The organism is Hymenobacter duratus, assembly GCF_014698995.1.
GTDB lineage: Bacteria > Bacteroidota > Bacteroidia > Cytophagales > Hymenobacteraceae > Hymenobacter > Hymenobacter duratus.
In genome coordinates this window covers 75,148-96,103 of record NZ_JACWZZ010000002.1, presented here as the reverse complement: position 1 = coordinate 96,103, position 20,956 = coordinate 75,148, and the positions used below count along the sequence as shown (strand labels likewise).

Here is a 20,956-nt window from a genome sequence, read left to right as displayed (position 1 = left end):
CCCTCAACTGCCTGCCGGCCCGCCGCATCAGCTTACCCTCACTCAGCCTCCCCTTACCTATGCCTTTTGCTGAACATCCATTAGCTGAAACCGACCCGCAGATCAGTCGTTTCCGCGCTTTTGAGCAGGTGCAGACGCCGCAGTCGGGCCGTACGGTGGCCCGCTGGCTCACGGCGCTGGGCCTGCTGGTGCTGGTAGCCGGCTTTCTGCCCTGGACGCAGAACATCCGCTCAACCGGCACGCTCACTACCCTGCGCCCCCAGGACCGGCCCCAGATTGTGCCCAGTACCATTGCCGGCCGCATTGAGGCCTGGAAAGTGCGGGAGGGGCAGCAGGTGAAAAAAGGCGATACGCTGGTCGTCATCACCGAAATCAAGGAAAAATACTTCGACCCCGAACTGCTGGCCCGCACGCAAGAGCAGCTGCAGGCCAAAATTTCGGCGCTGGAAGAAAACCGGGCGAAAGGCACGGCCCTCAGTAGCCAGCAGGATGCGTTGCGCAGCGGCCTGCGCATCAGCCTCGACAAGGCCCGCAACAAAGTGACGCAGAGCCGCCTGAAGGTGAACTCTGACGAAGCCGAGCTGCGCGCCGCCGACAACGACTTCAGCATTGCGCAGCAGCAGCTGGCCCGCCAGGAAGCGCTGTACGCGCAGGGCCTCAAAAGCCTGACGGAGCTGGAGCAGCGCCGCCTCAAGTTTCAGGAAAGCACCGCCAAGCGGCAGGCCGTGGAAAACAAGCTGAATGCCAGCCGCCAGGAGCTCACCAACTCGCAGCTGGAGCTGTCGTCGCTGCAGGCAGAGTATCAGGACAAGATAGCCAAATCGGAGTCGGACCGGCGTTCGACCACGGCCTACCAGTTCGACAGCGAAGGCCAGATTGCCAAGATGCGCAACGAGCTGGCCAACCTCAGCATCCGGGCCGGCTACTACCACATCCGGGCCCCGCAGGACGGCTATGTGGTGCGGGCCCTGAAGGCAGGTATCGGCGAAATTGTGAAGGAGAGCGAGCCGATTGTGACCGTAATGCCCAACACGCCGGCCCTGGCCGCCGAGCTCTATGTGCGCCCCATGGACGTGCCGCTGCTGAGTGTGGGCCGCAAGGTGCGGCTGCAGTTTGATGGCTGGCCGGCGCTGGTTTTCACCGGCTGGCCCGGTACCAGCTTCGGTACCTTCGGGGGCACGGTGGCCGTCATCGACAACATCGACAGCCAGGGGCAGTACCGCATCCTCGTGACTCCCGACCCGGACCAGGAGCCCTGGCCCAAGCCGCTGCGGGTAGGCTCCGGCGTGTATGGCTGGGCCCTGCTCGACGATGTGCCGATCTGGTATGAGCTGTGGCGCCAGCTCAATGGCTTCCCGCCCGATTTCGTGGGCAACCCTGGGGCCGGCGGCACCACCGGCACGCTGGGCACCAGCAAAGGCGCGAAGGCTGACAAAGGCGCTAAAGATGGCGGAGAGGAGGACGAGTCGAAATGAAACGGCTCCGACTGATAGTAGCAGCGGCATTGCTGGCCCTGGCCGGGCCGGTAGGTGCGCAGCGGCCGGCTGGGGTGGTGCCTGCGGCGCTTCCTCTGCCGGCTCCTCTTGCCGCCACCGATTCCGGGCAGGTGTTCAGCCTCACCGATCTGCTGACCTTCGTGGCGTTGCGGCATCCGGTGGCCCGGCAAGCCGGGCTGCTGCCGGAGCGGGCGTTGCAGGAAGTGCGCTACGCCCGCGGCCTCTTCGATCCGGCGGCGACCAGCAAATACTACGGCAAAACCTTCGGCGGCAAAGACTACTTCCACGACTGGGACAGCCAGCTGCGCGTACCGCTCTGGTTCGGGGCCGACCTGAAAGCCGGTTTCGACCGGGGAGTGGGGACCTACGTGAATCCGGAGAGCTACACGGCGCCGGCCGGCCTAAGCTACGTGGGCCTTTCGGTGCCGCTGGCGCAGGGCCTGCTGATAGATGAGCGCCGCGCTGCCGTGCGCCAGGCGCAGGCCCTGCAGGGGCTGGCCGAGGCGGAGCGTCGCGGGGCCCTCAACAAACTGCTGCTGCAGGCCGCCAAAGACTACTGGGACTGGAGCCTGAACTACCAGCGCCTGCAGCTGCTGGACCGCAACACGGGTCTGGCCAATACCCGCTTTGAAGCCGTGCGGCAGCGTGTGGTCTTCGGCGACCTGGCTGCCATCGACTCGGTGGAGGCCCTGACGGAGCTGCAGAACCGGCAGGCCACGCTGGCGCAGGCCCGGGTGCAGTTCCGCAACTCCACGCTGCTGCTCTCCAACTACCTCTGGAACGAGCAGAACCAGCCGCTGGAGCTGCCGGCTGCTGCCCGGCCGCAGGTGCTGCCCGGCCCCGCCGCCTGGCAGCCGCTGCCCCCCGACTCGGTGGCCGCGCTGGCCGAGCTGGCGCAGCGCATTCACCCGGAGCTGCAGAAAAGCCGCGCCAAGCTCAACCAGCTGGGCGTAGAGCGGCGGCTGCTTTCCAATAAGCTGCTACCCAAGCTTTCCGTCGATTATAACCTACTGCAGGCCGGCCAGCCATTCAGCCCCGAGAGTCCGGCCAGCCTGAACGGCAACTACCTGCAGAACAACTACAAGCTGGGCGTGAGCTTTGCTTATCCGCTGCTGCTGCGCCAAGAGCGCGCCAAGCTGCAGCTCAACCGCCTCAAGCTGCGCGAAACCGAGCTGGATCTGCAGCAGGACACGCGGGAAATCCAGACCGGCGTGCGCACCGTGGCCAACGAGTGGGAGGCCCTGCGCGAGCAGCTGCGCCTGCAGGAGCAGGTAGTGCAAAACGCGGAACGCCTGCGCGTGGGCGAGCAAATCCGGTTCGAGAACGGGGAAAGCTCCGTGTTTCTTATCAACTCCCGCGAATCGACGCTGGTTTCGGCCCGCGTGAAGCTGGCCGAGCTGCAGGCAAAATACGCCCAGACCCAGGCTACGCTGCGTTGGGCAGCGGGCGGCGTAGAGTAGCAGGTCGCGCAGCCGCCCTGTTCCGGCAGGAAACACCGGCTGCCGGAACAGGGCGGCTGGCTTTGCTGTTGTGCAGCAAACTAACCGTTATACCATTATGCGTCTTCTTCCGCAATTGAAGCGCCGCCCCCGGGTACAGGGCGATACGTCGCGCGAGGCCGCCAAGTGGGGCTGGTACATCCTGATAGTGTTTTTCGTGCTTTGGCTGGTATACAGGTGGTGGTTTGATAAATAGGCAGCCGGGCAGAACTAGGAAGCGGAAGGCAATACGGCGACGGCTCTGTCGTTTCCAAGCCCATAATTTCCGTACTTGTAGCTATGCCGATGCCGCTAACCTTTGCCCTGCCCCAGATTCGCCAGCGCCTGAGCCTGCTGCTGGTGCTGGGGGCTTCGCTCACGCTGAGCGTTGTGCTCATCACGTTCCGGGTATTCCTGACCCACCAGATTACCTTCGTTTTTCTGCTCTGGAACCTGTTTCTGGCGCTCATCCCGTTTGGGCTGAGCACGATGCTGGGGCTGTCGGCGGGGCGGCTGAAGGCGCGCGTGCTGCTGCCGGTGGGGGCAGTGTGGCTGCTGTTTTTTCCTAACGCGCCCTACATCCTCACCGACCTATTTCATCTGGAGCCGCGCGCCGGTGTGCCCTACTGGTTTGATCTGGCCCTGCTGCTGAGCGCCGCCTGGAACGGCCTGATGCTGGCCTACGCTTCCCTCACCGACATGCAGGCCCTGGTGACGCGCCGTCTGGGCTGGTGGGCCGGCTGGGGGTTTGCCGCGGTAGCGCTGCTGCTGAGCAGCTTTGGAGTGTATCTGGGGCGCTACCTACGCTTCAACTCCTGGGACATCATCACGAATCCGTTGGCGCTGTTCTACGATATTCTGAACCGCATTCTGCACCCGATGTCCTTCTCGGGGACCTGGGGGGTAACGCTGCTCTACGGCGTGTTTCTGCTGCTCGGCTACGCCACAGTGCGCCTGCTGGGCCGCATGGGCGAGGAGCCGGTCGATTAGAGCTGGGGCCTAAGCGGCGCTGCGAAACAGGTGCTTATCGGCCCAAAAAGTGCCCAACGGAATAAATGAAGCCACGAGGGCCAGCGCCGTTTTGCGCAGGTTCCAGCTGTGTTCCAGAGCATTCTGCAGCACGAGTAGCACGTACGCTACAAACAGCACACCGTGCGCCATACCCACGTAGCGCACCGCTAGTGGCTCGCCGGCCAGGTATTTGAGCGGCATGGCTACCAGCAATAGAATCAGGAAAGACCAGCCTTCCAGAAACCCGACCACGCGCAGGCGGCCCAGGGAAGTTGAGAGCAGAGAAGAATTCATCGTTCCAAAGATACGGCCGGCTTGTTGCCGGAGCGCTGGCACGGCTAGCGGATGCCGCAGAATAGGGAGGTTCGTTTTACCTTGCCTGCCCGATGATGCACCTCCAGACCGATTCTTCCGCCGACGCGCCTACCATGAGCTGGGAACGGCTGCTCAGCCGCCGCCGCTACCCCGAGCAGCCCCAGCTGCACCTCGTCACGGATGCGCCGCCCGTGCGCGGCGCTTTCGTCGCCGATTACGACCGGGTGGTGTTCAGCTCCGCGTTTCGGCGGCTGCAGCGCAAAACCCAGGTAATGCCGCTGCCCGAAACCGACTTCGTGCATACCCGCCTCACTCATTCGCTGGAAACAGCCTGCGTGGGCCGCTCCCTGGGGCGCCTCGGTGGCCGGCTGCTGCTCGAAGAAAATGCCGCGCTGGCGGCTGTGCTGCCGCATCTTGACGCTGACTTCGGTGATATTGTGGCTGCCGCCTGTCTGGCGCACGATATCGGCAACCCGCCGTTCGGGCACTCCGGCGAAGATGCTATATCTGCCTATTTCCGCAGTGCGGCCGCCGAGCCGTTTGTGCGCATGCTCAACGCCTCACAGCGCGCCGATTTGCAGCAATTTGAAGGCAATGCTGCTGGTTTTCGCGTCCTTACGCATACCTACGCCGCCCACAGCAGCGGCTCGGCCGGTCTGGGCTTGACATATGCCACCTTGGGCGCTTTCACCAAATACCCTCGGCCCTCAGTAGTAGAAGAAGCCAGCCTGACGCGCGGCACCAGCGAGAAAAAGTACGGGTACTTTCAAACTGAAGCACCACGCTTTCTGGAAGTAGCCCGCGAGCTGGGCCTGCTCAGCAAGCCCATCGGCACCGACATCGGGGGCTTCTACCATCGGCATCCGCTGGCCTTTCTGGTTGAGGCCGCCGATGATCTATGCTACCGCATCATCGATTTTGAGGACGGCCTCAAACTGGGCCTGATTCCGTGCGAAACCGGCTTGGCGCTGCTGCGCGACATGCTCGGCGACGCGCCCGGTCGCCGAGGCTCAGTAGAGTGGCGCGACTGGCGCGAGGAACTCGGCTATCTGCGTGCGCGCCTCATCAACCGCCTGGTGCAGCAAACCGCCCGCCTGTTTGCCGACCGCGCCGACGACCTGCTGCGCGGCCGCGCCGATGAGCCGCTGGTGCAGCAGCTCGACTGCTGGGAGCAGCTCCAGCACGTGCACCGCCTCACGGTGGAGCACCTCTACCGCAGCCGCCCGGTACTGGAAATAGAGGCGGCAGGCTTCGAAGTATTGGCCGGCCTGCTCGATGCGTTTCTGCACGCCACTTTCGACCCCCACACCGGGCCACGCTCCCGCAAGCTGCTGCACCTGCTACCCGAGCAGTTTCGGGCCGAAGGCCCCCAGCAGGCCGCTACTGCATATGAGCAGATTATCCTGCTGACAGACTATATCGGCGGCCTCACGGATCAGAATGCCTTGAGCCTGTTCCGGACAATCCGGGGAATTGACCTGCCCAAAGGCTTCTGAACAGCCAGGCGGCACTACAGCGTGAGCATGGTTTCGGAAGCCCGGCTCTGCCGCCCGCAGTGCTGGGTAGCAGCAGGGAAAATGGTAGCTTTGTGAAGCTCAACGCTACTGTTCCAAAACAGCTTATTCGGTTTGAAGTCCTGCATTTTATTGTTGGTTTTGCTGACTGCTCCGGCGGCAGGTGCCCAGACGCCTAGGCTCCAGCAGCTGCGGGCCAAAGTGCAGGCACACCTACAGGCTGATACGGCGCGGGTGAACCGGCTGAACGAGCTGGCTTTTGAGCAGCGGTCCAAGGCCCCGCGGGAGTCGCGCGCTTCTTTCGAGGAGGCCCTTCAACTGGCCCAGCGCCTGCACTATCGTTTCGGCGAAGCAAAGGCGCAACTTGGCCTCGGCTTTTATTACCGCAAGCGCAATGAGTACGGCCCGGCCCAGCTGTATACGCAGCAGGCCCGCCAGGCTTTTTCCGAACTCGGCGACCGGCGCAACCAGCTGGCCTGTACCTACAACCTGGCCTATATCTTTTCCGGCCAGGGAAACTACACGCAGGCGCTGGACCATGCCCAGCAGGCCCTGACCCTGGCTGAGCGTCTGAAAGACCCGCACTGGCTGGTGCTGATGAACGCGCAGATGGGCATTATCAGCACGGAAGTAGGTGAGTATGAGAAGGCGCGCGAGTATCTGGAGCGGTGCCTGCAACTGTCCCGGCACCACCACAATCAGCCGGGCGTGTCGCAGGGACTGCGCGGCCTCGGCGACTTGTACCGCACGCAGGGCAACTGGGATAGTGCCCGCCGCTACTATCAGCAGGATGCTACGCTGACGCGCCAGTTAGGGGATGAGCCTGGCTTTTTGGTAGAGGAAATGAATGTGGCGGATATGGAGGAGCGGTTAGGGAACCACCCCAAAGCCTTTGCTTACAGCTACCGGGTGCTGCACCAGCTCCGGCAGCTGGATGTAGTGGGCTATCTACCCTGGACCCAGCTCGTGCTGGCCCGCGCCCACCTGCATACCAACCGCCCCGATAGTGCCCTGATCTATGGCAAAGCCAGCCTGCAGGCCAGCCTGCGCAGCGGCGTGAAAGAGAATATCCGGGATGTGAGCGAAGTGCTGACCCAGGCCAGCGTCCGGGTCGGGGACTTTCCCGCCGCCTACCGGTATCAGACACTATTCGGAGCCTATCAGGACAGCCTCAGTAGCCGTGAGCTTATTCGGCGTATTGCCGCGCTGCAATACAGCTACGAGCTGGACCGACGGCAAACCCGCATCAGCCAGCTGACCCGCAACGAGCAGCTGATCCGGCAGAAAAACCAGCAGCAGCAGTGGCTTTTGGTGGTGTCGTTGATGGGGCTGGGGGCAGTGGCCGGACTGAGCCTGGTGCTGTGGCGCAGCAACCGCCAGAAGCAGCGTGCCTATGCCCTGCTGGAGCAGAAACAGACTGATTTGCTGGCTACTCAGCAGCAATTGGTAGCGGCCGAAAAATGGGCGTTTGTGGGGGAGCTGTCGGCTGGTATTGCGCATGAGCTGCAGAACCCGCTGCATTTCATGAAGAATTTTGCGGAAGTCAGCGTTGCTATGCTCGACCAGGACGGCACCCGCGCCGTGCCAGGGCCTGGTGCGTCAGATGGGTTGCAGCAGGAAATTCTGGCGGGCCTCAAGCAAAACCTGCAGGAAATCAGCCAGCACGGCCAGCGCGCTTCCTCCATCATCACCGACATGCTGACGCATGCCCGTACCGGTGCCAGCCAGCGCGAACGGGTGCCGGTAAATGAGTTGATTGAAGAAAATCTGCGGCTGGCCTACCAGGAAATGCAGACCAGAAACCAAGACTTTCGGGCACTGCTGCATACAGAGCTGGATGAGTCGGTGCGGGAGGTGCTGCTGGTGCGCACGGAAATAGGCCGGGTGCTGCTCAACCTGTTCACCAATGCCTTTCATGCGCTGGCCGTCCGCCAGGCCCAGCTTGGGGCAGGCTATGCGCCTGCACTCCACGTAAGCAGCCGCCGTGTGGGCAACCACATCGAGATTCGCGTGCGTGACAATGGTACGGGCATGTCGGCGGCCGTGAAGCAGCAGGTTTTTCACCCTTTTTTCACCACCAAGCCTGCCGGCCAGGGAACGGGCCTGGGCTTGTCACTGGCCCACGATATCGTCACGAAAGGGCACGGCGGAGTGCTGCAAGTGGAAACGGAAGAAGGCAACTACACGGAGTTTACGCTGGTACTGCCGGCGTAGTATAATGGCCAGCTATTGTAGAAGGCGAAGCGTGGTGTCCAGCTTTTGGGTGCGGAGCAACTCCTGATATTCCAGCAGCATTGCGTCCTTGTTCTGGCGCTGCTCCTGCTTCTGGAAGGGGCGCACCTTGTAGCGGCTGCCGGGCGTGGTTCGGCTCAGGTTCAGGTAAATAAGGCCCCGGCTGCGGCGCTGGGCAGCTTCTCCGCTCTGAATACGGGCAATTCGCTTTTCATTGTTGCCGAACAGCGCCTGTAAGGGGCTCAGGCCCACGTATAAATTGGCCTGGCCGGTGAGGTAGTATTCTCCGCTCACGTCCATATCCGTGAGGTTGCTATTGAGCTGCAGGTTCGGAATCAGCAGACGGCCGCCATCTAGCACAAACCGGGGGCTCACGGGCTCAAAGTAGAGGTGACTGGTGCGTTCCTCCCGCATAAATTTCAGGGCTTCCATCAAGGCTTCCACGTTCAGCAATTCCAGGTCATGAAGTTGCGTTTTGAGAAAAGCCTGAGTTTGGCTGAGCTTGGGAAGAAAAGCATTGTCGAGGGACGTGTGCAGGTCAGTTTCGCCATCCATGGTACCCCGAATGTTCTCGGGAGCCAGCACATCCAGGCCAAGGCCGGTAGCCAGCCCAAACAGCTCCGGTAGTTGAATGTGGTTCAGGCGGAGCTGGGCATGCAGCGGGTGGGAATTGGCGCCGGCGTTGGTCTGCAATACACCGCGCAACGAAATATTTCCACCGAACGCCTGTAATGAACACTGCTCCAACCGCGCTGCACCCGCATCCAGGCTACTCACCAATTTAAACTGACTACCCCGCAAGGCCCCGTACCGGATATGGTCAGCGGCTACGTTTACCCGGCCGGTTACGGTGCCGTCGAGAAAAGGAGAGGAGGCGCCGGGCGTACGGGTAGGGCGACGGCGCGGGGCATCGTCGTTTGGCGAGGGAATGGTGCTCAAAGAGGCCAATAGTTGCAGCAGATGCTGCACATCGAGGGTAGCGTAGCGCAGGTTGAGGTCGGCGCGGGCATTGAGTAGCTGCGTGCCCTTGAGGCGGGCGCTGGCACTGAGCTGCCCGGTGCCGCCAGAGCTGGAGCGGAAGGAAAGCGCCGGAATCAGGAAGCTGGGGCCTTTCTTATCGATGCGCAGACGCACATTGCGCAGGTTGTTGTTGCCGGGCAGCACCAATTCGTTTACCACCACAGTTGCCTGTCCGTTGGCAGCCAGCAGCACTTCGCGCAGGGTAGGGTCCTTGGGAGCACCAGGGGCGCGGCGCGAAGGGCGCGTTACACGGGCCAGCAGCTGTTGGTAGTTGAGGGAAGGAAACTGCACCGCTAGCCGGGCCGCTACGGGCTGCAGATTGAGCGTATCAGTCGGCCAGCTTACTACGCCACTCACTTGCCCACCCCATACGCGCACGTGCAGGTCGCGGAGCTGCACATAGCGCCCGTTGTGGCGTACTGTAGCTGCCAGCTGCTCCAGCGTATCGGAGGCCAGTATCAGTAGCCCGCAGCGTAGCCGAATGTTGAGACGCAGACCCGGTGGCAGCAAATTCATGGCCTTGGTTGCCAACTCCTGGTTGGGCGTGCGGCCTAGGCGTGCGGCTCGCTGGGCGGGTCGGTTTCGGCTATGCGGGGCCGCCAGCAGCCGCTGCAATTCTCTGGTACGCAACTCGTCTACTTCAAAAGTGCCTGTTACGTTTGTGGTCGGGTGTTGCCCGCTGAAATAGGCCAGCAGATACGTGGTAGTAGCGTTGGCCCGCACCTGCATTCCATTCAGCTGTCCTGCCAAGTTTTCCAGCGTCCATAAACTGTCGCGTAGTCGGATACGCACGTTGAGCCCTGTCATATCAGCTTGCCGCCTCGGAATAGTGAAGGACGCATTTTCGAGCTGTACGGTACCGCGGGCCGCAATGGGTGGCAACAGCGTGTCGGCGCGCAGCGCGCGGCGGGAAGCACGGTCTGGTATTTCAGGCAGTGTGCCGTCCAGTTTCAGGTCAATGGTGGCCTCGCCTCGGCGGGCACGCCAGAGGGTAGGTACCACTACAGATGCCAGCGTCTGCAGCTCGGTACGGCCCCGCACGTGCCCTTGCAGGCGTGGGCGTGTAAAGTCAGATACCGTGAGTGAGGCGTCCAGCTCCCCGGCTTTCGAGTAGATGCGGCACTGCTCAAACGAGAGGCTGGTGGTGCGGGGCGAGTGGCTGGGGCCGTTATCGAATACGCCGCGCGCATCCCAGCGCTGTATACGCCGCGCCGAATCGGCCCACTGTACCTGGGCGTTGCGCAGGGCAAAGCGCAGCACGGTCCGGGGCCGCGTAGTGGGGCCACTGATGCCCCGGATGCTGTACCGGATATGGGCGTGGCTGGGGCTGCGGGCGTCATCCAGAAAATGGTCGAGGCTGGTGGGCAGCGCCACGTGCAGCACTTCCAGTAGCGGCTGCTTGCCCTCAAATTGCAGGTTGAGGCGGGTACCGCGGGGCTCATTGGGCGCCGCGCCCCGGTGCGTACCGTTTACCAGCACCGTGTCGCCGTTGAGAGTAGCCTGGGTGCGCAGAAAAGTGCCTTCGCGCCGCCGAAAGTCGTAGCGGTAGCGGACCTGCGCCACCACCGGCTCGTTCTGGAACAGATTGCCACGTCCGCTGCGCAGGTAGTTAAGTTGCCCATCCAGGGTGCCTGTGGTATGGGCGAGGCCTTTGCGCACCTGCACCACCAGCCGGCCCTGCCGCACATAGGCATCGAAGCCGCCATTGTGCAACTCGTTGCGGTCCTGCACGCGCACGTTCACCAATACCAGGGAGTCGAGGTCGAAATTGGGCGGTACGCTGGGCGTGTTGCGGCGCGGTCCTTTACCACGCAGGCCCCAGTCGCGCCCCAGCGAGTCGGTCAGCTGCCGGAACTCAGCATCGCGCAGCGTCAGGTGGCTCATCCGGAACTCGCCGCGCCAGATGTGGCTCAGCTCCAGCCGCGCATCTACTTGCCCCACCCGGAGCACCGGCACCGCCCGCCCAAACGAAGTATCGGTGAGCAGCACGTGCCGCAGCGAAACGGTAAAATGCGGGAAGTGGCGCAATGCCGAAATGTCCACTTCAAAGGGCGCCAGCACCAAGTCGGAGTTGCGCGATACCCGCCCCCGAATGAGCTTCTCCAGCTGCCGCTGGCCCCAGCGTGTGCCTAGCACCCAGGCCGTTCCTACCAACGTCAGCACCAATCCCAGCACAGAAATAGCCAGAAATTGACGAAGCGAAGGTCTTTTCATAAGGGGTAGGAGGGCAGAAGTTTACAGCCAGTGCTTTGCTAGTACGCAGAAAGCGCCGCGTTGATACGGTCGCCGGTAGCTCAGCAGGAAAATAGGAAAGAAGCCCAATAAGTACGTTTCTTGCCGATTCTATTCTCGTCTCTATTTATGCAACTTCCCTCTCTGCAGCGTCTGGCTACCGAAGCCGTCCGTGTGGTTCGCCGTTTCCCGCTTACGCTATGCTGTAGCCTGCTGCTGGGCGCAGTAGCCATCTACTATCAGCGGCTCGATTACAAAGAAAAAGCTGCTCTGGACTGGCTGTTTCCGGTGCTGTCGGCGGCGGCTCTGGGGCTGCCGCTCACGCTGAGCCTGGCCCTGGCCGGGGAGCGGTACGGCTGGCCACGGCTGGGGCGCGTGCTGGCTGCCGCCGGAGCTGTGGGGCTGCTGGTGCTGTGGTACGTGCTGTGCCCGGCCGATCCAACTAATGTCTGGGGGCTTCGGCTGGTGCTGCTGTTGCTGGGGCTGCACCTGCTGGTGGCCGTGGTGCCCTACCTGCCCGAGCTGCGCCGCGAGGCCGACACGCCCGGCTTCTGGCGCTATAATGAAACCCTGTTTTTGCGTATCCTGACCGGCGGACTGTATTCCGGGGTGTTGTTTGCAGGCTGTGCGCTGGCGCTGGTAGCCGTAGAAAACCTGTTTGATGTCAAGCTGGACCGACATATCTATGAGCATCTGTTTACGGTAATGGCTACCGTATTCAATACCTGGTTTTTTCTGGCCGGCGTGCCGCATGACTGGGCCGCACTGGAACAGGATACCACCTATCCAAAGGGGCTGAAGCTGTTCACGCAGTTTGTGCTGCTGCCGCTGGTGGTACTATACCTGGGTATTCTGTATGCCTATCTGGCCCGCATTGTGGTGCTCTGGACGCTGCCAAAAGGCTGGGTTTCTACCCTGATTCTGGCGTTTTCAGTGGCCGGTATCTTCGCGCTGCTGCTCATACATCCCGTCCGCAACGCCGCCGAAAACACCTGGATTCGCACGTTTGCCCGCTGGTTTTATCGGGCCTTGTTTCCGCTGCTGGCGCTGCTGTTCGTGGCCATCGGTACCCGCGTGCAAGCGTATGGCATCACCGAGGAACGCTACTTTGTGCTGGTACTGGCTGTGTGGCTGGGCGTTATAGCCGCATATTTCCTATGGCGGCAGGGGCGGGGCATCATCTGGATTCCGACCTCGCTGGCAGTAGTGGCGTTTGTGGCTTCAGCGGGCCCGTTGAGCGCCTTTGCCGTGTCCGAACGGAGCCAGCTAAACCAGCTGCTTGAACTAACCGCTCAATACAAGCTGCTGCAAAACGGTAAGCTGGATGGAGCCAGTCAACGGGTGCCCAACTTACCGGAAACGGTGCATACACGGTTATCCTCCATCTTTTACTACTTCACGCAGCGGGAAGCCACTCACCAACTGCAGCCTCTGTTTGCTGCCAGCTTGGCCTTGCCTGATTCTCTGAAGGATGCTGATAACTGGACGCGCCGACATTGGGCCGCTAACCAGATAGAACAGGTAAGCGGTATTGCCTCTACAAATTCCGCAGTCACGGAAGCCGTGGCTATACGGTCAGCCAATTTTCAGCACGAAGAGGACAAGGTCTGGCCTCTAGGTAACGGGCGCTACTGGCTCAACAACATAGAGTCGAGCATGTACAATCCGCCTGCAGAGGAAGTAGCCACAACTTTCAATATATTGGAAGGTACGTACCGCTTGCTGGCCCAGCACTATGGCCGCCAGCTACTCCTGCAGCAACTCCGCACCGATAGTAGCTGGCAGACCCGCCTCACCTTGACTCCCGGAGCCACCGCCGACTCCCTGGTTCGTGTATACGGCACCAACCCGGAGCGTTCTATCGAGCTGCCGGCCAAAGGCCTGACTCTCCATGCCGCCACCGACGGTATTCAACTGCACCTATACCTGCGCAACCTAAACCGGGAGCAGAGCAAGGATGGCGCGATGTATTATATCAATGCTCAGGCGCTGCTGGAACTGCGCGAAAAAACCAAGTAAAGTAAAAAGGCCGCCGGCACTAAGCCGGCAGCCGTTTTCTTCGCAGAAAAATTCCGCTCACTCCGTTATTCCCACTCAATAGTTGCCGGGGGCTTGGAGCTGATGTCGTAGACCACGCGGTTGATGCCGCGCACTTGGTTGATGATTTTGTTGCTCACGTCAGCCAAGAACTCGTAGGGGAGGTGGGCCCAGTCGGCGGTCATGCCGTCCACGCTGGTTACGGCGCGCAGGGCTACTACCCGCTCGTAGGTCCGCTCGTCGCCCATTACGCCCACGCTCTGCACTGGCAGCAGCATCACGCCGGCTTGCCACACTTTCTCGTAGAGGCCGTGCTCTTTCAGGCCGTTGATGAAGATGGCATCGGCGCGCTGCAGTAGGTCTACTTTCTCGGGCGTGATGTCGCCGAGGATGCGGATGCCCAGGCCGGGGCCGGGGAAGGGGTGGCGGTGCAGAATATTCACCGGCAACTCCAGCGTATGGCCCACTTCGCGCACTTCATCCTTGAACAACGCCCGCAGCGGCTCCACAATGCGCAGGTTCATCTTCTCGGGTAGCCCGCCCACGTTGTGGTGGCTCTTGATGGTCACGGCCGGGCCCTTCACCGATACCGACTCAATCACGTCGGGGTAGATGGTGCCCTGGGCTAGCCAGCGCGCGCCGTCTACTTTCTGGGCTTCGCGGTCAAACACCTCAATAAAGGTGCGGCCAATGGCTTTGCGCTTCAGCTCGGGGTCGGTCAGGCCGGTGAGGGCCGCGTAGAACTCCTGTGAGGCATCCACGCCGCGCACGTTCAGGCCCAGGTCTTTGTAGGAGTGCAGCACCTGCTCGTATTCGTCTTTGCGCAGCAGCCCGTTGTTCACGAAGATGCCGTGCAGGCGCTTGCCAATGGCCTTGTGCAGCAGCAGCGCCGCCACGCTGGAATCCACGCCGCCCGACAAGCCCAGAATCACCTGGTCCTGCTCGCCTATGGTGCGCTGCAGCGTTTCCACCATGCTGTCCACGAAGTGTTCCGGCGTCCAGCTCTGGTCCAGCCCGCAGATATTCACCACGAAGTTCTGGAGCAGCGTTTTGCCATCCGTCGAGTGCGTTACTTCCGGGTGGAACTGGATGCCGTAGGTTTCCTGCCCCCCAATTTTGAAAGCTGCCACGGCTACTTCTGGCGTGCTGGCAATGATGTCAAACCCGGCCGGCAGCGCTTTAATCGTGTCGCCGTGCGACATCCAGACCTGCGACTCGGTGGGCACGCCGTGCAGCAGCGGGCTTTCGTGGTGGACGCGGCTGAGGCGGGCGCGGCCATACTCCCGAATGGTAGCGGGCAGCACCTCGCCGCCCTGCTGCTGGGCCAGCAACTGCGCGCCGTAGCACACGCCCAGCACCGGCACGCGGCCCAGGTAGCGGCTCAGGTCGGGGTTAGGCGAGTCGGCGTCGCGCACGGAGCAAGGCGAGCCCGAAAGCACAACGCCCCGGATATCCTCAGTGAGGTCCGGGGCGTGGTTATACGGATGGATTTCGCAGTAGACATTCAATTCCCGGATGCGCCGGGCAATGAGCTGGGTGTACTGCGACCCAAAATCGAGAATCAGGATTTGTTGAGGCATAGCACAAAGCTACGAACCGACCGGACCCAGCCAAAATCCGACAGCAGCCTTTCTGCGTTTACTTACAAGAGCCTCGCGCCGGCAGGAGGCTGAACCCAACCGTCCGAAGCCCGACATTCGGGTGGTTCTGGTGCTTAATCACTAAAAAAAAGGATATACTAATGACGACCGAAGAAGTTGAATTCGTTTTTGTATTTTCCCTGCCAACTTCTTCTGTTGTTCCGTTTCCGGGGTTTTATTATGAGAAATTTCCTGCTTTACTCGCTCTTGCTTCTGGTGCCGCAACTGGTGCTGGCCCAGCAACCCGTGGCCCGGCCAGCCACGGCACCTGCCAAGAAAACAGAGCCGCAGCCCGCCGCTGAAACCTCGGAAAGTACGCCGCCGCAAACCGTGGAGGTGCTGCCTGCTGAGCCAGTGGTGCGCGTAATTACCGGGAATGTGCAGAGCCAAAGCGGCAAACCCCTGGCCGGTGTTACGGTGTCGTTGCGGCAGGATGAGCGGGAGTCGTCCATTACCAATTCCGCCGGCATGTTCATTCTGAAAACCACCCACCAGGCGCCGGTGCTGCATGTAAGCTACGCCGGCTACTCCGAGCTGGAAGTAACGCCCCCGGTTTCCGGCCCGCTGATAGTAGAAATGGCGGCCATCGACAAGTACTCCAAGCAACTCAAAAAACAGGTGAAGTCGGCGCGCAAAGCCTGGGAAAAGCCCTGAGTGCTGCCAACCTGATAGATTTTCACGCAAATAGGTCCGGGCTCCAGCAGCCCGGACCTATTTGCGTTTATTGGGCCGGTAAGCAGCCGGTAGATAGTCATAGCAAATCCTTGTGCGTAAGGATGCTAACCGAAAATTTCTCTTACTTAGCCTACACCTTACTCCACAAGCCATGCTGAAAAATCTACTCTCTTTCCTGATCTGCACTGCTGTGGCCAGCGCCACGCTCACCCCAGCCACCGCGCAGGTCGTGACCATCACCGGTGGCAGCCAGATTTCGGCCCTGTCGCCCATCAACCACGCCAGCTCTGAGGGAGCCTACGAAACTATTTATCTGCAGACGAGCATCGCGCAGGCCGGCAACATCACGCGGCTGGCTTTCGAGAAATCGGATGGTACGGAGTTGCAGCCGCTCACCGGAGTCATTATCTACCTCAAAACTACCACTGCCACCGAGTTTCAGAACGGCACGCTCGATACGTTGGGCTACCAGCGGGTGTATGCGGGCAACTTTACGAATGCTACCGCCGCTGGCTATCAGGAAGTAGCGCTGCAGCGTCCGTTTGCCTACGCCAATACGGCTGGCCAGAACCTAGCGGTGCTGGTATTGCGGCGCGGCGGCAACGTGCAGGCTACCATCGGTCCGCGCGCCCGCTACCTGTATGGTGTCACCATGAATCCAATCCGGATTGCCTGCCGGCGCTATACCGGAACCGTGCCCGTAACGAGTGCTACTGCTCTGACGGCTACCAATATTCTGGTGAATGTCCGCCTCACGTTCGGGGCACCGCAGGCCACGCAGGCAGCTCGCAATACGCTGGCTCTGGCGCTCTTCCCCAATCCGGCCCACGATATGCTCACATTGAAGCTGCCGACTAGCCGCCAAACGGCTACCGTGCAGGTTACAGACTTGCTGGGCCGGCGCGTGCTGCCGCTTACGCAGCTGCTGCCCCGGCCCGATGGGACCGTGGTGTTGCCTATCGAAATACTGGCGGCCGGCCAGTACCTATTGCGCATTGAGCAAGGGCAAGCAGTAGCGGTGCAGCGCTTCAGCAAGGAGTAGCAAAAGGGTAATCAGGAAATTTTGTGGCTGACAGTCACGCTGCAACCTCACAATACAGCTGCTTTTCCTGAAAAGATGAGGCCTGCGTGCCAATTCTGTGAAATCTGTGCGTACCTTTGCAACGGCGAGTCAGAACGACCAGCTCCTGTTGAACTCCCCCAGGACCGGAAGGTAGCAAGGGTAGACGGTTGAGCGGTGCGATTTTGGCTCGCTTTTTTTTGCCCTTTTCTCCCGAATCATAAGAAGGTGCCCCGAAGAAAGCCGCGCGGCTAGTTTGCCCGCGAATGGCTAGCTTTGGGGCATCTTTGTTTCCAACCTACCCGCATGAAATTCTTCATTGATACTGCCAACCTGAAAGACATTCAGGAAGCTGTGGAGCTGGGCGTGCTCGACGGCGTGACCACCAATCCTTCGCTGATGGCGAAAGAAGGCATCCGCGGCACCGATGCCGTAATGAGCCATTACAAGAAAATCTGCGAAATCGTGGATGGCGACGTGTCGGCCGAGGTAATTGCCACCGACTACGAGGGCATTATCCGGGAAGGAGAGGCCCTGGCTGAGCTGCACCCCAACATTGTGGTGAAAGTGCCCATGATCCGGGAAGGCGTAAAAGCCATCAAGTATTTCTCGGAGAAGGGCATCAAAACCAATTGCACACTAATTTTCACGGCTGGCCAAGCCCTGCTGGCCGCCAAAGCCGGCGCTACTTACGTGTCGCCGTTTGTGGGTCGTCTGGATGATATCGGGGCTGATGGCCTGCAACTGATTCAGCAGATTGTAGACATTTTCTCGAACTACGGCTACCCTACGCAGGTGCTGGCGGCCTCGGTGCGCCACGTGCCGCACCTCATCCAGTGCGCTGAGCTGGGTGCCGACGTGGTGACCTGCCCGCTCAGCGTCATCACCGGTCTGCTTAACCACCCGCTCACCGATAAAGGTCTGGCTACCTTCCTGGCCGACCACGCCAAGGTGAATGGCTAGCTGATGCGGGGATTGTTGATGAGTTGATTGTTGAGGTGCTGGTTCTCGGTTGGACTTGTTCCATATCGTTTTCGCCGCAGGCCAAAACCGTCAGCAATCAACCCGTCAACAATCATCAATCAACTCAGTCCGCTATGTACATCATCAAAGTAAAAGGCAAAGCCAAAATTCCGGACTACATTCAGCTGCGCGACGAAAACTTCGTGCTGATTGCGTATTTCCGCGCCGACCGGCCCCTGAAAGACCTGCACCGCTACGGCCTCGAAAACAAGGAAGTACCGCTGGCTGCTGTCATCGAAGGGTTGGAATTCGGAAAGCTGCAGAAGCTGGAAATCTGAGCTAGCGCCTTCAACGCATTCCGGGTGAAGCAAAAGAGCTGCTCGGGCCGTAGTAAGCGGCCGGGCCATTTTGCGTTGCCCGGAATCCTGTTTTTCGGGAAACCCCCGGTCCTGTATCTTCGCCCTTATGCCCACTGCCTCCAACCCGGTTATCGAGCTGCACGACGCCTACATTATGCAGGACGTGAATACCGTGCTGCAAAAGGTCACGTTCACGCTCGATAAAGGCGAGTTTGCCTACCTCGTGGGCCGCACGGGCTCCGGCAAAAGCTCCCTGCTCAAAACGCTCTACGCCGACCTGGCGCTGGGCGGCGGCACGGGCACCGTGGTTGGGTTTCCACTGCCTAAGCTGATGGGCAGCAGCAAAGTGCCGTTTATGCGCCGCAAGCTGGGCATCATCTTCCAGGATTTTCAGCTGCTTTTCGACCGTAGCGTGGCCGAAAACCTGCTATTTGTGCTGAACGCCACGGGCTGGAGCGGCAAGGCGCGCAAGCAGCAGCGCATTTCGGAAGTTTTGATGCGGGTGGGGCTGGCCAACTCGGCCGCCAAGATGCCGCACCAGCTTTCCGGCGGCGAGCAGCAGCGCGTGGTGATTGCGCGGGCCTTGCTCAACGAGCCGCTGCTGCTGCTCGCCGATGAGCCCACCGGCAACCTCGACCCGGACGTGGCCGACAGCATCATGCGTCTGTTTGTGGAAATCAACAACTCGGGCACGGCCGTGCTCATGGCCACACACAACTACCAGATCATCCAGCAATATCCCAAGCGCGTACTCAAGTGCGAGCAAGGCCAACTGATTGATTCCGAAACCACCCCGTTTTCTATGACGGCTATCAGTTAAGATATAGCCGCAGCAGGTCTGAAACGGCTGTGCTGCTCCTTTCTCGCCAGATAGTAGAATGGTTTTTGCTTACCGTGGATCGAGCAGAGCAATTCCATTGCACCATTAGATAGTAAGCTGTACGTGAATTCCCCTGGGCTGTCGGTACTGATTCCGGTGTACAACCGCGACGTGACGCCGCTGGTGCACGCGCTGCTGGCGCAGGCCGTCGCCTGGCCGGGCCCCCTGGAAATTCGTTGCCTTGATGACGGCTCCAAAGAAGCCCTGCGCCTCCCAAACCGCGTGCTGGCCACGCTGCCCGGGGTGAGCTACGAGGAGTTGCCGCACAATGTGGGCCGCGCCGCTATCCGCAACCAGCTGGCCAGCGCGGCGCAACACGAATGGCTGCTGCTGCTGGACAATGACAGCCTGCTACCTGACGACCAGTTTCTTGGCCGCTATGCCGCCGCCTGTCACGTAGCGCCGGTGCTGGTAGGAGGCACCGCCTACGAGCCGGCCGCGCCAGTTGCGCCGGAGCTTCAGCTGCGCTGGCTCTACGGCCGCCGCCGCGAGGCCCGTCCCGCCGCGCTTCGCCAGCGTGCTCCGCATGGCCAGCTCACTCTCAACAACATGCTGGTGCGCACGGAGGTCTTTCGCCGCTTTGGCCTGGATGAGAGCCTGACCCGCTACGGACACGAAGACACCAAGTTTGGCTGGCTATTGCGGCAGGCAGGTATCGGCGTGCTGCATCTGGACAACCCGGTGCTGCACGACGGGCTGGAGCCGGCTGCTCAGTTTCTGCAAAAAACCCACGACGCGGTGCGCAACTTGGCCTGCCTGTACCGGGCAGAAGGCCTGGGCGCCGATACCAAGCTGCTGAAAGCGGCCCTGCAGCTGCACCGCTGGGGCCTGGGAGATGCCGTGCGCGGGGCTTTCCAATTGCGGCAGCAGCAGGTGCGCCGCAACCTGCTTTCGGCGCAGCCCAGCCTGCGCCAGCTGGATGCCCTGAAGCTCTACTGGCTGCTTACGGAGCTGAAATAGCTAGCACCGTGGTTTCCTGGCGGCTTGCTTCGGCAAAAGCTGAAAAAACGAAAGAGCCGGTTTCCTTGCGGAAACCGGCTCTTCTCCCGGGTGGGTGCTGTAGTGCTTAGTCGTTGTCGGTGTTTTTCACTTCCGACTTCACTTCTTTATAAGCGCCCTTCACGGCACCGCCTACTTTCTTGCCAACGTTGGCAGCGCCCTGACCAACATCCTTGCCGGCTTCCTTCACATCGGAAGCGGTGTTGCTGGCGGCCTGGCCTACTTTGCTACGCTCATCGGCCGTTTCGGCTTTCACTTCATTTGCCTCACCACTTACGGCCGCAGCACCTTGTGCAGTGCGGGCCTCAGCTTTGTCGAACGATTTGAAAGCAGCATACTTCAGTTTTTCCTTCTGAATTTCGGCCAGATCTTTTGCCGGAATGTCGCCTTTTACTTTGTCGTAGGCTTCATCGAGGGCGCGCCACTCGGAGTTGATATAGCGCCAATCGTCGATGTCGTACTTGTCTTCATTCTTTTTGATGTTGCTGACGAAGTTTTCATACGTAGTGCGGGCGTTGGCTGCCGTAACCTGAGCGGCCGGATTCATGGCCGTATAGTATTTGCCTGGTTTCATGGTGCCGGTGCTGGCAGTACCGGCCGTAGCACGGTTTTTCCAGGACATTTCGCGCTTGTCGTACGCAGTGGTGTAGCGTGTGCGCAGTGCCTCAATCTCCTGGCGGCGGGCATCATCGTACTGGTCGGCGTACTTATCCACGGCCGCTACTTTGGCGTCGAAGTCTGACTTCAGCTGGGCGGTTTCCCGGTCGTAGTCGGCCTCGGCTTCGTTGGCTACGGCATCGGCTTTGGCCTCCGTATCCGATACGAAGGTGGAGAAGTCATTGTACGCCTGGTCGCTTTCCGCTGACACCTCTTTTTTCTGACCTTCGGTGCAGCTGGTCTGGGTGAAAGCAGCGCCCCCCATCAGCAACATGGCCGACAGCGCGTGGAGAGTGAGATTTTTCCTGAACATGGTAGGGAGAGATTAAGGGAGACATATAGCGCAGCTACGATGTAGCTGGCTCTGGCACGCTTAACGCAACCCTTA

The 20,956-nt window shown here is 60.8% G+C and carries 17 protein-coding genes and 1 other RNA gene; 14 read left to right on the top strand and 4 right to left on the bottom strand.

The genetic code is table 11. The features are described 5' to 3' along the window. Window positions 1-59 precede the first annotated feature (59 nt). The 4 genes from IC231_RS08330 to IC231_RS08315 all read left to right on the top strand — a co-directional run bounded on the left by IC231_RS08330 (window position 60) and on the right by IC231_RS08315 (window position 3,964). Complete coding sequence (locus tag IC231_RS08330) at window positions 60-1,475, top strand: HlyD family secretion protein (protein WP_190784083.1); 1,416 nt, start codon at window positions 60-62, stop codon at window positions 1,473-1,475. After that, window positions 1,472-2,956 carry a TolC family protein gene (locus IC231_RS08325; RefSeq protein ID WP_190784082.1) on the top strand — a complete coding sequence of 495 codons (1,485 nt, stop codon included), beginning with the start codon at window positions 1,472-1,474 and terminating at the stop codon, window positions 2,954-2,956. The genes IC231_RS08330 and IC231_RS08325 overlap by 4 nt, the downstream gene beginning before the upstream one ends. Window positions 2,957-3,053: 97 nt before the next feature. After that, window positions 3,054-3,191 (top strand): hypothetical protein, encoded by a 138-nt coding sequence (locus IC231_RS08320; protein WP_190784081.1) that lies wholly within the window; start codon window positions 3,054-3,056, stop codon window positions 3,189-3,191. Between the two features lie 89 nt (window positions 3,192-3,280). Continuing rightward, the gene (locus IC231_RS08315) at window positions 3,281-3,964 is read left to right on the top strand and encodes a DUF1361 domain-containing protein (RefSeq protein ID WP_190784080.1); all 684 of its coding nucleotides are present in this window, start codon (window positions 3,281-3,283) and stop codon (window positions 3,962-3,964) included. A 9-nt stretch (window positions 3,965-3,973) separates the two neighbouring features. Here IC231_RS08315 and IC231_RS08310 read toward each other — a convergent pair whose 3' ends face one another. Then, complete coding sequence (locus IC231_RS08310) at window positions 3,974-4,279, bottom strand: DUF3817 domain-containing protein (protein ID WP_190784079.1); 306 nt, start codon at window positions 4,277-4,279, stop codon at window positions 3,974-3,976. Between the two features lie 92 nt (window positions 4,280-4,371). On the opposite strand from IC231_RS08310, the gene dgt reads away from it, so the two are divergent. Together dgt and IC231_RS08300 are read left to right on the top strand one after the other, a co-directional pair. Beyond that, the gene (gene dgt, locus IC231_RS08305; RefSeq protein ID WP_190784078.1) at window positions 4,372-5,796 is read left to right on the top strand and encodes a dGTP triphosphohydrolase; all 1,425 of its coding nucleotides are present in this window, start codon (window positions 4,372-4,374) and stop codon (window positions 5,794-5,796) included. Window positions 5,797-5,955: 159 nt separating this feature from the next. Beyond that, window positions 5,956-8,028 (top strand): tetratricopeptide repeat protein, encoded by a 2,073-nt coding sequence (locus IC231_RS08300; RefSeq protein ID WP_190784077.1) that lies wholly within the window; start codon window positions 5,956-5,958, stop codon window positions 8,026-8,028. Between the two features lie 12 nt (window positions 8,029-8,040). On the opposite strand, the gene IC231_RS08295 is transcribed toward IC231_RS08300, so the two are convergent. After that, a complete protein-coding gene (locus tag IC231_RS08295) occupies window positions 8,041-11,280 on the bottom strand; it encodes an AsmA-like C-terminal region-containing protein (protein WP_190784076.1) in 3,240 nt (1,079 codons plus the stop codon). A gap of 147 nt (window positions 11,281-11,427) precedes the next feature. Between IC231_RS08295 and IC231_RS08290 the strand changes: the two genes are divergently transcribed. Continuing rightward, window positions 11,428-13,317, top strand: coding sequence for a DUF4153 domain-containing protein (locus IC231_RS08290; RefSeq protein ID WP_190784075.1), 1,890 nt, complete (start codon window positions 11,428-11,430; stop codon window positions 13,315-13,317). A gap of 65 nt (window positions 13,318-13,382) precedes the next feature. On the opposite strand, the gene guaA is transcribed toward IC231_RS08290, so the two are convergent. Continuing rightward, entirely contained in the window at window positions 13,383-14,915 is a 1,533-nt protein-coding gene (guaA, locus tag IC231_RS08285; protein ID WP_190784074.1) for a glutamine-hydrolyzing GMP synthase, read from the bottom strand. A gap of 240 nt (window positions 14,916-15,155) precedes the next feature. On the opposite strand from guaA, the gene IC231_RS08280 reads away from it, so the two are divergent. The 7 genes from IC231_RS08280 to IC231_RS08250 all read left to right on the top strand — a co-directional run bounded on the left by IC231_RS08280 (window position 15,156) and on the right by IC231_RS08250 (window position 19,872). Then, window positions 15,156-15,629: a carboxypeptidase-like regulatory domain-containing protein gene (locus IC231_RS08280; RefSeq protein ID WP_190784073.1), complete on the top strand. Its 474-nt coding sequence runs from the start codon at window positions 15,156-15,158 to the stop codon at window positions 15,627-15,629. A 172-nt stretch (window positions 15,630-15,801) separates the two neighbouring features. Next, a complete protein-coding gene (locus tag IC231_RS08275; RefSeq protein ID WP_190784072.1) occupies window positions 15,802-16,692 on the top strand; it encodes a T9SS type A sorting domain-containing protein in 891 nt (296 codons plus the stop codon). Between the two features lie 121 nt (window positions 16,693-16,813). Continuing rightward, an RNA gene (gene ffs / locus IC231_RS08270) (signal recognition particle sRNA small type) lies at window positions 16,814-16,910 on the top strand. Window positions 16,911-17,016: 106 nt separating this feature from the next. Continuing rightward, a complete protein-coding gene (fsa, locus tag IC231_RS08265; protein WP_190784071.1) occupies window positions 17,017-17,673 on the top strand; it encodes a fructose-6-phosphate aldolase in 657 nt (218 codons plus the stop codon). 134 nt (window positions 17,674-17,807) lie between these two features. Further along, on the top strand, window positions 17,808-18,011 hold the full coding sequence (locus IC231_RS08260) for a fructose-6-phosphate aldolase (protein ID WP_185886763.1): 204 nt from the start codon (window positions 17,808-17,810) through the stop codon (window positions 18,009-18,011). 127 nt (window positions 18,012-18,138) lie between these two features. Next, the gene (locus tag IC231_RS08255) at window positions 18,139-18,852 is read left to right on the top strand and encodes a cell division ATP-binding protein FtsE (RefSeq protein ID WP_190784070.1); all 714 of its coding nucleotides are present in this window, start codon (window positions 18,139-18,141) and stop codon (window positions 18,850-18,852) included. Between the two features lie 123 nt (window positions 18,853-18,975). Continuing rightward, on the top strand, window positions 18,976-19,872 hold the full coding sequence (locus IC231_RS08250) for a glycosyltransferase family 2 protein (protein ID WP_190784069.1): 897 nt from the start codon (window positions 18,976-18,978) through the stop codon (window positions 19,870-19,872). Window positions 19,873-19,978: 106 nt separating this feature from the next. On the opposite strand, the gene IC231_RS08245 is transcribed toward IC231_RS08250, so the two are convergent. Beyond that, window positions 19,979-20,881, bottom strand: coding sequence for a hypothetical protein (locus IC231_RS08245; RefSeq protein ID WP_190784068.1), 903 nt, complete (start codon window positions 20,879-20,881; stop codon window positions 19,979-19,981). Between the last annotated feature and the right edge of the window lie 75 nt (window positions 20,882-20,956).